Annotated in this window: 8 protein-coding genes; 7 read left to right on the forward strand and 1 reads right to left on the reverse strand. The window is 57.7% G+C overall.

Translation table 11 applies throughout. The features are described from left to right. The first annotated feature begins 37 nt into the window (after positions 1 to 37). From glgB to glgP, 5 genes are all read left to right on the forward strand, one after another. The gene (gene glgB, locus GUC22_RS01740; protein ID WP_098141364.1) at positions 38 to 2,224 is read left to right on the forward strand and encodes a 1,4-alpha-glucan branching enzyme; all 2,187 of its coding nucleotides are present in this window, start codon (positions 38 to 40) and stop codon (positions 2,222 to 2,224) included. Continuing rightward, positions 2,221 to 4,197, forward strand: coding sequence for a glycogen debranching protein GlgX (glgX, locus tag GUC22_RS01745; RefSeq protein WP_024359823.1), 1,977 nt, complete (start codon positions 2,221 to 2,223; stop codon positions 4,195 to 4,197). The genes glgB and glgX overlap by 4 nt, the downstream gene beginning before the upstream one ends. 80 nt (positions 4,198 to 4,277) lie before the next feature. Continuing rightward, entirely contained in the window at positions 4,278 to 5,573 is a 1,296-nt protein-coding gene (gene glgC / locus GUC22_RS01750; protein WP_004126094.1) for a glucose-1-phosphate adenylyltransferase, read from the forward strand. Beyond that, entirely contained in the window at positions 5,573 to 7,006 is a 1,434-nt protein-coding gene (gene glgA, locus GUC22_RS01755; protein WP_004126091.1) for a glycogen synthase GlgA, read from the forward strand. The genes glgC and glgA overlap by 1 nt, the downstream gene beginning before the upstream one ends. A gap of 15 nt (positions 7,007 to 7,021) precedes the next feature. Then, positions 7,022 to 9,469, forward strand: coding sequence for a glycogen phosphorylase (glgP, locus tag GUC22_RS01760; RefSeq protein WP_049087561.1), 2,448 nt, complete (start codon positions 7,022 to 7,024; stop codon positions 9,467 to 9,469). Between the two features lie 52 nt (positions 9,470 to 9,521). Here glgP and glpD read toward each other — a convergent pair whose 3' ends face one another. Then, positions 9,522 to 11,030 carry a glycerol-3-phosphate dehydrogenase gene (gene glpD / locus GUC22_RS01765; RefSeq protein ID WP_024359826.1) on the reverse strand — a complete coding sequence of 503 codons (1,509 nt, stop codon included), beginning with the start codon at positions 11,028 to 11,030 and terminating at the stop codon, positions 9,522 to 9,524. Positions 11,031 to 11,242: 212 nt separating this feature from the next. On the opposite strand from glpD, the gene glpE reads away from it, so the two are divergent. Then, complete coding sequence (glpE, locus tag GUC22_RS01770; protein ID WP_004126086.1) at positions 11,243 to 11,572, forward strand: thiosulfate sulfurtransferase GlpE; 330 nt, start codon at positions 11,243 to 11,245, stop codon at positions 11,570 to 11,572. Positions 11,573 to 11,631: 59 nt separating this feature from the next. Next, positions 11,632 to 12,462, forward strand: coding sequence for a rhomboid family intramembrane serine protease GlpG (gene glpG, locus GUC22_RS01775; protein ID WP_049100366.1), 831 nt, complete (start codon positions 11,632 to 11,634; stop codon positions 12,460 to 12,462). Positions 12,463 to 12,477 lie beyond the last annotated feature (15 nt).

The following is a 12,477-nucleotide window of genomic DNA, read 5'->3' on the forward strand; positions in this document are numbered from 1 at the left end:
ATACAGGAAAGGGCGACACCTACAACAGGATGAAACCATGTCTAATCGTATTGATAAGGACGTGATTAATGCGCTTATCGCCGGCCATTTTGCGGATCCTTTTTCCGTGCTTGGCATGCATTACGCCGACGCCGGGCTGGAAGTTCGCGCATTATTACCCGATGCCACCGATGTGTGGGTCATTGAACCAAAAACCGGACGCAAAGTCGGCAAGCTAGAATGCCTCGACTCGCGCGGTTTCTTCTGCGGCGTTCTGCCGCGCCGCAAAAATCCTTTTCGCTATCAGCTGGCCGTCACCTGGCACGGGCAGCAGAACCTGATTGATGACCCGTATCGTTTTGGCCCGCTGTTGCAGGATCTCGATGTCTGGCTGCTGTCGGAAGGCACGCATCTGCGTCCTTATGAAACGCTGGGCGCGCATGCCGACACCATGGACGGCGTGGTCGGCACGCGCTTCTCGGTTTGGGCGCCTAACGCCCGCCGGGTGTCAGTTGTCGGCCAGTTCAACTACTGGGACGGTCGCCGTCATCCGATGCGCCTGCGCAAAGAGTCCGGCATCTGGGAGCTGTTTGTTCCCGGCGCGCTGAACGGCCAGCTGTATAAATTCGAGCTTATCGATGCTCACGGCAACCTGCGGGTGAAATCCGACCCTTACGCTTTTGAAGCGCAAATGCGTCCGGAGAGCGCCTCGCTTATCTGCGGGCTGCCGGAAAAGGTCGAGCAGCCGCCGGCGCGCAAGCAGGCGAATCAGTTTGATGCGCCGATCTCGATTTATGAAGTGCACCTCGGATCCTGGCGTCGCCACACCGATAATAACTTCTGGCTAAGCTACCGCGAGCTTGCCGACCAGCTGGTCCCGTATGCCAAATGGATGGGCTTTACCCACCTCGAACTGCTGCCGGTTAACGAGCATCCTTTTGACGGCAGTTGGGGCTATCAGCCAACCGGGCTGTACGCGCCCACCCGTCGCTTCGGCACCCGGGAGGATTTCCGCTACTTTATCAACGCCGCGCACGCCGCGGGGCTTAACGTCATTCTGGACTGGGTGCCCGGTCATTTCCCGGCGGATGATTTTGCCCTCGCCTCGTTTGACGGCACCTCGCTGTATGAACACAGCGACCCGCGCGAAGGCTATCACCAGGACTGGAATACCCTGATCTACAACTATGGCCGTCGCGAGGTCAGCAACTACCTGGTCGGCAATGCGCTGTACTGGATCGAGCGCTTTGGCATTGACGCGCTGCGGGTCGATGCGGTGGCGTCGATGATTTATCGCGACTACAGCCGCAAACAGGGCGAGTGGGTGCCGAACGAGTTCGGCGGTCGGGAAAACCTTGAAGCGATTGAGTTTCTGCGTAATACCAACCGCGTGCTGGGCGAACAGACGCCGGGCGCGGTGACGATGGCGGAAGAGTCGACCGATTTTCCCGGCGTTTCCCGTCCTTCCTCCACCGGCGGGCTGGGTTTCTGGTTCAAGTGGAACCTCGGCTGGATGCACGACACCCTCGACTACATGAAGCTGGACCCGGTGCATCGCCGACATCATCACGACAAGATGACCTTCGGTATGCTCTACAACTACACCGAAAACTTTGTCCTGCCGCTCTCGCATGATGAAGTGGTGCACGGCAAAAAATCGATACTCGACCGCATGCCGGGCGACGCCTGGCAGAAGTTCGCCAACCTGCGCGCCTACTACGGCTGGCTGTTTGCCTTCCCGGGTAAAAAGCTGCTGTTTATGGGCAATGAGTTTGCTCAGGGGCGCGAGTGGAACCACGATGCGAGCCTCGACTGGCATCTGCTGGAGGGCGGCGATAACTGGCACCACGGGGTCCAGCGGCTGGTGCGCGACCTCAACCATACCTATCGTCACCACAAAGCGCTGCATGAGCTGGATTTCGACCCTTACGGTTTCGAATGGCTGGTGGTGGACGATCACGAGCGCTCGGTGTTTATCTTTGTTCGTCGCGACAGGGCGGGCAATGAAATCATCGTCGCCAGCAACTTCACTCCGGTGCCGCGTCATGAGTACCGCTTTGGCATCAACCAGCCCGGCCGCTGGCGTGAAGAGCTGAACACCGACTCCATGCACTACCACGGCAGCAATACCGGCAACGGCGGGGTCGTTGAAAGCGAAGCGATCGCCAGCAACGGTCGTGAGCACTCCCTCTCCATTACCCTGCCGCCGCTGGCGACGGTGTGGCTGGTGCGGGAGGCGCAATGATCGTACTCACGGCAGGAAAGCCCGCGCCTTTAGGGGCCAGCTACGACGGTAAGGGCGTGAATTTCGCGCTCTTTTCCGCCCATGCGGAGCGGGTGGAACTCTGCGTGTTTGACGACCAGGGCAATGAGCGGCGCGTCGATATGCCCACGCGCAGCGGCGATATCTGGCACGGCTGGCTCGCCGATGCCGGGCCTGGCTTGCGCTACGGCTATCGCGTCCACGGGCCCTGGGACCCGGCGCAGGGACACCGCTTCAACCCGGCCAAGCTGCTGCTCGACCCCTGCTGCCATCAGGTGGCGGGCGGGCTGCCTGACGATGAGCGTCTGCACGGCGGCGACTTCGCTCCCGACAACCGCGACAGCGCGGCGATAGCGCCGAAGTCGCGGGTGATCGACCTGCATTACGACTGGCGCGGCGATAAGCCGCCGCGCACGCCGTGGGGCCAGACGGTGATTTATGAAGCCCACGTCAAGGGGCTGACGTATCTGCACCCCGATCTACCGCAGAATATCCGCGGCACCTACAAAGCGCTCGGTCACCCGGTGATGATCGATTACTTCCGCATGCTTGGCATTACTGCACTAGAGTTAATGCCGGTGGCGCAGTTCGCCAGCGAACCGCGCCTTCAGCGGATGGGGTTAAGCAACTACTGGGGCTACAACCCGCTGGCGATTTTCGCCCTCGACACTCGCTACGCCAGCGCGCCGGAACAGGCGTTAAATGAGTTTCGCGATGCGGTTAAAGCGCTGCATGCGGCGGGCATTGAAGTGATCCTTGATGTGGTGCTCAACCATAGCGCGGAGATAGACCTGGAAGGGCCGACCTTCTCCCTGCGCGGAATCGATAACCGTAGCTATTATTGGATCAGGGAAGACGGTGATTACCACAATTGGACCGGCTGCGGGAACACCATCAACCTCAGCCACCCCGGCGTGGTGGAGTATGCCCGCCAGTGCCTGCGCTTTTGGGTCGATGAGTGTCACGTCGACGGCTTTCGTTTCGACCTGGCCTCGGTGATGGGGCGGACGCCGGCGTTTCGTCAGGATGCGCCGCTGTTCGAGGCCATCCGTAACGATCCGCGCCTGGCGGAGGTGAAGCTGATCGCGGAACCCTGGGATATCGGCCCCGGCGGCTACCAGGTGGGGAATTTTCCGCCGCTGTTCGCTGAGTGGAACGACCATTTCCGCGATACCGGGCGTCGTTTTTGGCTGCAGCAGAGTGTCTCGCTGGGCGACTTCGCTCAGCGTTTTGCCGCCTCCAGCGACGTCTTTCAGCGTCACGGACGAGCACCTGCGGCGGCGGTGAATCTTATCACCGCCCATGACGGTTTTACCCTGCGCGACTGCGTTTGTTTCAATCAGAAACACAATGAGGCGAACGGGGAGGAGAATCGCGATGGGACTAACAATAACTACAGCAACAATCATGGTATAGAAGGATTAGAAGGGAGTCTTGCCGTGATTGAACGGCGTCGTGCCAGCGTTCACGCGCTCCTTGCGACGCTGCTGCTGGCGCAGGGAACGCCGATGCTGCTGGCGGGTGACGAACACGGTCACAGCCAGCATGGCAACAATAATGCTTACTGTCAGGACAATGCGTTGACCTGGCTGGACTGGAACCATACTAACCGCGGGCTGACCGCGTTCACCGCCGCGTTAATTCATCTGCGCCAGCGTATTCCGGCTTTAACCGAGAATCGCTGGTGGCAGGAGGGAGACGGCCGCGTTCGCTGGTTAAACCAACATGCGCAGCCGCTGTCCGCCGATGAATGGCAGCACGGTGCGCCGCGTATGCAGATCATATTGTCCGATCGCTGGCTGATGGCGCTCAACGCCACCGCCGAGGTGGCGGAGATGGTTTTACCTGCGGGGGAATGGCGCGCCATTCCACCTTTCGCCGGAGAGGATAATCCGGTCACTATGGCTGTCTGGCATGGGCCCGCGCACGGAGTGTGCGTATTTCAAAGGTCGTAACCTCGAGGCTTCCGGTTGGTCTCGAAGCGACGGCGCGGCGAGAAGGGCAGGCAAGCTGGGGAGTAAAAAAGGAGTTAATTATGGTTGGGGTAGAAAAGAACGATCCGTTGATGCTGGCGCGTCAGTTGCCGATCAAATCCGTTGCGCTGATCCTTGCCGGGGGACGTGGTACCCGTCTGAAGGATCTGACCAATAAACGCGCGAAACCTGCTGTCCATTTTGGCGGCAAGTTCCGCATTATCGATTTTGCGTTATCTAACTGTATTAACTCAGGCATTCGCCGTATCGGCGTCATCACCCAGTATCAATCGCATACTCTGGTGCAGCATATCCAGCGCGGCTGGTCGTTCTTCAATGAAGAGATGAACGAGTTTGTTGACCTGCTGCCCGCCCAGCAAAGGATGCAGGGCGAAAACTGGTATCGCGGCACGGCGGACGCGGTGACGCAGAACCTCGACATCATTCGTCGCTACAAGGCGGAGTACGTCGTTATCCTCGCGGGCGACCATATTTACAAACAAGACTACTCGCGGATGCTTATCGACCACGTCGAAAAAGGCGCGCGTTGCACCGTCGCCTGTATGCCGGTGCCTATTGAAGAAGCACGGGCGTTCGGGGTGATGGCGGTGGACGAGAGCGATAAGATTATCGATTTCGTCGAAAAGCCGGCTAACCCTCCGGCGATGCCGGGCGATGCCAGCAAATCGTTGGCGAGTATGGGTATCTATGTCTTTGATGCGGATTACCTTTATGAGCTGCTGGAAGACGACGATAACGACGAAAGCTCCAGCCACGATTTTGGTAAAGACATCATCCCGAAAATCACTAAAGCTGGCATGGCTTATGCACATCCTTTCCCGCTCTCCTGCGTACAGTCCGATCCGCAGTCTGAACCCTACTGGCGCGATGTTGGGACCCTGGAAGCGTACTGGAAAGCCAACCTCGATCTGGCTTCGGTGACCCCGGAGCTGGATATGTACGACCAGAACTGGCCGATTCGCACCCATATGGAGCCTTTGCCACCGGCAAAATTCGTTCAGGACCGCTCGGGTAGCCACGGGATGACCCTGAACTCGCTGGTCTCCGGGGGCTGTATTATCTCTGGTTCGGTGGTCGTGCAGTCGGTGCTGTTCCCGCGCGTGCGGGTGAATTCATTCTGTAACATTGATTCGGCAGTTTTGTTGCCAGAGGTTTGGGTTGGCCGTTCGTGCCGCCTGCGTCGCTGCATTATTGACCGCGCCTGCGTGATCCCGGAAGGTATGGTTGTTGGGGAGAACGCGGAAGAGGATGCACGCCGTTTCTACCGCTCGGAGGAAGGTATCGTGCTGGTCACCCGCGACATGCTGCGGAAATTGGGGTACCCACAGGAGCGCTAATGCAGGTATTACATGTATGTTCAGAGATGTTCCCGCTGTTAAAAACCGGTGGACTGGCGGATGTGATCGGCGCGCTGCCTGCAGCGCAAATCGCAGGGGGCGTCGACACGCGCGTGCTGCTGCCCGCGTTTCCCGATCTTCGTCGTGGCGTAACGGATGCGCAGGTGGTGACGCGCCGGGAGACCTTTGCCGGGCGCATCACTCTGCTGTTCGGGCACTTTAACGGCGTGGGCATCTATTTGATTGATGCCCCGCATCTCTACGATCGGCCAGGGAGCCCTTATCACGATACCAATCAGCACGCCTATACCGACAATGTGCTGCGCTTTGCGCTGCTGGGATGGGTAGGCAGCGAGATGGCCTGCGGCCTGGATCCTTTCTGGCGCCCTGATGTTGTTCACGCCCACGACTGGCATGCGGGCCTGACGCCGGCCTATCTGGCGGCGCGCGGCCACCCGGCTAAGTCGGTCTTTACGGTGCATAACCTGGCCTACCAGGGGATGTTCTACTCGTGGCATATGAACGACATTGAACTGCCGTGGTCGTTCTATAACGTTCATGGCCTGGAGTTTAACGGCCAAATCTCTTTTCTGAAGGCTGGTCTCTACTACGCCGATCATATTACGGCGGTCAGCCCGACCTATGCCCGTGAAATCACCGAGCCGCAGTTCGCTTATGGGATGGAAGGGCTGCTGCGTCAGCGTCAGCACGAGGGCCGCCTCTCCGGGATCCTCAACGGGGTGGATGACCATATCTGGAATCCGGAAAGCGACCTGCTGCTGGCCGCGCGCTATGACCGCGATCGGCTGGAAGAAAAAGCGGAGAATAAACGCCAGCTGCAAATCGCCATGGGGCTGAAGGTGGATGACAAAGCGCCGCTGTTTGCCGTTGTCAGCCGTCTGACCAGCCAGAAAGGGCTGGATCTGGTGCTTGAAGCGCTGCCGGGCCTGCTTGAACAGGGCGGTCAGCTGGCGCTGCTGGGGGCGGGCGATCCGGTGCTGCAGGAGGGGTTCCTTGCCGCCGCGGCTGAACATCCGGGCAAAGTTGGCGTACAGATTGGCTACCATGAAGCCTTCTCGCACCGCATTATGGGCGGCGCCGATGTGATTCTGGTGCCGAGCCGTTTTGAACCGTGCGGCTTAACCCAGCTGTACGGCCTGAAGTACGGCACGCTACCGCTGGTGCGGCGTACCGGCGGCCTGGCGGACACCGTTTCCGACTGCTCGCTGGAGAACCTCGCCGATGGCCTGGCTACCGGCTTTGTGTTTGAAGATAGCAACGCCTTGTCGCTGCTGCGGGCGATTCGACGCACGTTCGTTCTGTGGTCGCGCCCATCGCTCTGGCGCTACGTCCAGCGTCAGGCGATGAATATGGATTTTAGCTGGCAGGTTGCCGCGAATTCTTACCGCGAACTTTATCAACGCTTGCTGTAACCAGGAGCCAAAGCTATGAATGTACCTTTTAGCTACTCGTCACCCACCCTGAGCGTTGAGGCGTTAAAGCACTCTATTGCTTATAAGCTGATGTTTATCATCGGCAAAGACCCGGCTATCGCTAACAAGCATGAATGGCTCAACGCCACGCTGTTCGCCGTTCGCGATCGTATGGTTGAGCGCTGGCTGCGCTCAAACCGCGCGCAGCTCTCTCAGGAAGTTCGCCAGGTTTACTACCTGTCGATGGAATTTTTGATTGGCCGTACGTTGTCCAACGCGCTGTTATCGCTCGGCATTTATGAGGATGTGAACAGCGCGCTGGAAGAGATGGGGCTGAACCTTGAAGAATTAATTGATGAAGAAAACGACCCGGGCTTAGGCAACGGCGGTCTTGGTCGTCTGGCGGCCTGCTTCCTCGATTCGCTTGCGGCGCTGGGGTTACCGGGCCGCGGCTACGGTATTCGCTACGACTACGGGATGTTTAAGCAGAATATCGTCGATGGGCGGCAGAAAGAATCCCCGGATTACTGGCTGGAATACGGTAACCCGTGGGAGTTCGAGCGCCATAATACGCGCTACAAAGTGCGCTTCGGCGGACGCATTCAGCAGGAAGGTAAATACTCCCGCTGGGTGGAGACCGAAGAGATTATTGCCGAAGCCTATGACCAGATTATCCCTGGCTTCGACACCGACGCCACCAACACGCTGCGCCTGTGGAGCGCCCAGGCCAGCAGCGAGATCAACCTCGGTAAATTCAACCAGGGCGACTACTTCGCGGCGGTGGAAGATAAAAACCATTCCGAGAACGTGTCGCGGGTACTCTATCCGGATGACTCGACCTATTCAGGACGCGAGCTGCGCCTGCGGCAGGAGTACTTCCTCGTTTCAGCGACGGTGCAGGACATCCTCAGCCGCCACTACCAGCTGCATAAAACTTACGCCAACCTGGCGGACAAAATCGCGATTCACCTCAACGACACGCATCCGGTGCTGTCGATTCCGGAGCTGATGCGCCTGCTGATTGACGAGCATAAGTTTAGCTGGGATGAGGCGTTTGAGGTGACCTGCCAGGTCTTCTCCTATACCAACCATACCCTGATGAGCGAAGCGCTGGAGACCTGGCCTGTCGATATGCTGGGTAAAATCCTGCCGCGTCATTTGCAGATTATCTTCGAGATCAACGACTATTTCCTGAAAACCCTCCAGGAGCAGTACCCTAACGATACGGCGATGCTGGGCCGGACGTCGATTATCGACGAGTCCAACGGTCGTCGCGTACGCATGGCGTGGCTGGCGGTGGTGGTGAGCCACAAGGTCAACGGCGTGTCGGAGCTGCACTCCCGGCTGATGGTCGAGTCGCTGTTCGCCGAATTTGCCAAAATCTTCCCGATGCGCTTTACCAACGTCACGAACGGCGTGACTCCGCGCCGCTGGCTGGCGCTGGCGAATCCGCCGCTATCGAAAGTGCTGGATGAAAATATCGGCCATACCTGGCGCACGGATTTGAGCCAGCTGAAGGAGCTGGAGCAGCATATTGACTATCCGAAGGTCAACCAGGCGGTGCGTCAGGCTAAGCTGGAAAACAAGCAGCGGCTGGCGAACTACATTGGTCAGCAGCTTAATGTGGTAGTGAATCCGAAGGCGCTGTTTGATGTGCAGATCAAGCGTATTCACGAGTACAAACGTCAGCTGATGAACGTGCTGCACGTGATTACTCGCTACAATCGCATTAAGGCCAACCCCGACGCCGAGTGGGTGCCGCGGGTGAATATCTTCGCCGGAAAAGCGGCGTCGGCTTACTACATGGCCAAACATATTATTCATTTAATTAACGACGTCGCGGCGGTGGTGAATAACGATCCGCAGATTGGCGATAAGCTGAAAGTGGTGTTTATCCCTAACTACAGCGTCAGCCTTGCGCAGCTGATCATTCCGGCGGCGGATCTCTCCGAGCAGATTTCGCTGGCGGGAACGGAGGCCTCCGGGACCAGTAATATGAAGTTCGCGCTTAACGGCGCGTTAACCATCGGTACTCTGGACGGCGCTAACGTTGAGATGCAGGAGCACGTAGGGGCGGATAATTTCTTTATCTTCGGTAATACGGCGGAAGAGGTGGAGGCCCTGCGTGCCGACGGCTACAAACCGCGTGATTACTATGAGCAGGATGAAGAGCTGCACCAGGCGCTGACGCAGATCGGCACCGGCCTGTTCAGCCCATCGGAGCCGGGCCGCTATCGCGATCTGCTGGATTCGCTGATCAACTTCGGCGACCACTATCAGGTGCTGGCGGATTTCCGTAGCTACGTGGATTGTCAGGATAAGGTGGATGAGCTGTATCTTCACCCGGAAGAGTGGGCCAACAAAGCAATGCTCAATATCGCCAATATGGGCTACTTCTCTTCTGACCGTACGATCAAGGAGTATGCCGACCATATCTGGCATATCGATCCGGTACGCTTGTAACGGGTTAGCCATAACAAAACGGGGCCACCAGGCCCCGTTGCTATTTACGGTTTTACGACGCTAACGACAGTTCAGACTTTCCCGCGTGCTGCGCCAGCCACTCGCTGATACGCGCCTGCTGCTCGGCATTCAGCCACATACCTTGTTTGGTCCGGCGCCAGATAGCGTCGTCCAGACGGCGTACCCACTCGTGTTCTACCAGATAGCGCAGCTCGGCTTCATAAAACTCGTGGCCGAAATCTTCGCCCAGATCGGCAAGTGAAGTCGCTTCGCCGAGGATCCACTCGCTATTGCTGCCGTAAGTCCGCGCATAGTGGCGGGCCATCGATTCGCTAATGAACGCGAAGCGCCGGCGCAGCTTCGCCGCGTAGTCGTCACGATCGCCGCCGATATCGCCGCCGGGCAGTACCGCGGTTTTGGTCCATGCCGGGCCGATGCCTTTGTAGTAAGGCGTCAGTTTTTCCAGCGCATGCTCGGCCAGCTTACGATAGGTCGTGAGCTTGCCGCCAAAGACCGACAGCAGCGGAGCCTGTCCGTTTTCATCGTGAATATCGAGAGTGTAATCACGGGTGATCGCCTGCGGTGAGTCGGATTCATCGTCGCACAGCGGGCGCACGCCGGAGTAGGTCCAGACAATATCGTCCCGCGTGAGCGTCTTTTTAAAGTGGGCGTTATAGACGTTCAGCAGATAGTTAATCTCTTTACCGTCGATCGCCACGGCTTTTGGGTCGCCTTTATATTCAACGTCAGTGGTGCCGATGATGGAGAATTCATCCATCCACGGGATCACAAAAACAATACGCTTATCTTCATTTTGCAGGATATAGGCCTGCTTCTGCGCATGCACGCGCGGTACGACGATATGGCTGCCCTTAATCAAACGGATACCGTAAGGTGAGCGCAGGTGCATCCCTTCGTCGAAGAACTGTTTAACCCACGGGCCGGTGGCGTTAACCAGACCGCGCGCCTGCCAGGTAAACCTCTCGCCGCTATCAATATCTTCCGCCTCAACAATCCACAAACCGTTTTCACGTTTTGCCGAGATGGCGCGGGTACGGGTACGCACTTCCCCGCCTTTACGCACAACCATCTGGGCGTTGGCCAGCACCATGCGTGCATCGTCGACCCAGCAGTCGGAATATTCGAAACCGCGCACGATTTCAGGTTTAAGTACCGATTCTGTGCCAAAACGCAACCCGGTTGAGCTGGGTAAACTGGTGCGCTTGCCCAGATGATCGTACATAAACAGGCCAATGCGGATCATCCACGCCGGGCGCAGGTGCGGACGATGCGGTAAACGAAAGCGCATCGGAAAGGCGATGTGCGGGGCCATTTTTAACAATACTTCACGTTCGGCCAGCGCTTCGCTCACCAGGCGGAACTCATAGTGTTCAAGGTAGCGCAGCCCGCCGTGAATCAGCTTTGAGCTGGCGCTGGATGTGGCGCAGGCCAGATCGTTCGCCTCCAGCATCAGCACGGATAAACCACGCCCTGCGGCGTCTGCCGCGATACCGGCACCGTTGATGCCTCCCCCTATCACAATCAGATCTTTGGTTTCCACGCTCGCCACCTCTTACACTTTCGTTTAAGCTCATAAATGTTCGATATCGCTCAATATAGCAAACAATCGCGCTATTGGTAACATCAAAAAAACATTTCAGAGTGATGCGTGTAACATATTGGCGTTTATTTAGCGCCAGGCTGTACACTAGACGCTAAAATCCAGGGCGTTTCGCCGCCTGCCTGTATATCCGTATATAAAGAAGAGAGCTTATGGATCGCTTTGAATGTATTAACGTAGAAGAAGCCCACCAGAAAATGCACCAGCAGACGGCGGTGCTGGTCGATATTCGCGACCCGCAAAGCTATGCGATGGGCCACACGCCGGGCGCATTTCATCTGACTAACGATACGCTGGGCGCGTTTATGCGCGACAACGATTTTGATACGGCGGTCATGGTGATGTGCTATCACGGCAACAGCAGCAAAGGCGCCGCGCAGTACCTGCTGCAGCAGGGTTACGACAAGGTTTATAGCGTGGATGGCGGGTTTGATGCCTGGCATCGGCATTTCCCGGCGGAAGTCGCGCATGGCGCACTTTAGGCGTTAGCGTCGGTTGTGGCTATAATATCTCCCTTTGTGTGGAATAAGCGATCCGCTGCATGTTAATGATTACCTCTTTTGCCAACCCGCGCGTGGCCCAGGCGTTTGTCGACTATATGGCGACGCAGGGGATTATTCTGACTATTCAGCAGCATACGCAGAGCGATATCTGGCTGGCCGATGAGTCCCAGGCCGGACGCGTGCAGGCCGAGCTGGCCCGTTTTCTGGAAAATCCCGCCGATCCGCGTTACCTCGCCGCCAGCTGGCAGTCGGGGCACACCAACAGCGGGCTGCACTATCAGCGCTTCCCCTTTTTAGCGACGCTTCGCCAAAACGCCGGGCCGTTTACCTGGAGCGTGCTTATCGCCTGCATCGCCGTCTTTGTCCTGCAAACGGTCATTGGCGATCGGCCGGTCATGCTGCTGCTGGCCTGGCCCTACGATCCTTCGCTGAAATTTGAAGTCTGGCGCTACTTTAGCCATGCGCTCATGCACTTCTCGCTGATGCATATTCTGTTCAACCTGCTATGGTGGTGGTACCTCGGCGGAGCGGTAGAAAAGCGCATTGGCAGCGGCAAGCTGGTGGTGATTACCGTAATCAGCGCCTTGCTGAGCGGCTTTGTTCAGCATCAGTTTAGCGGACCGTGGTTTGGCGGACTGTCCGGCGTGGTCTATGCGCTAATGGGCTATGTCTGGCTGCGAGGCGAGCGCGATCCGCAGAGCGGCGTTTATTTACAGCGCGGCTTGATACTCTTCTCTTTAGTGTGGTTAATTGCTGGCTGGTTTGATGTTTTCGGCATGTCGATTGCGAACGGCGCGCACGTGGCCGGTCTGGTGACCGGGCTGGCGATGGCGTTTGTTGATACGCAGAATGTGCGAAAACGAACGTAGAGATTCCCAGGGATA

Origin of the sequence: Klebsiella sp. MPUS7 (assembly GCF_009905335.1) — a bacterium.
Classification (GTDB): Bacteria; Pseudomonadota; Gammaproteobacteria; order Enterobacterales; family Enterobacteriaceae; genus Klebsiella; species Klebsiella grimontii.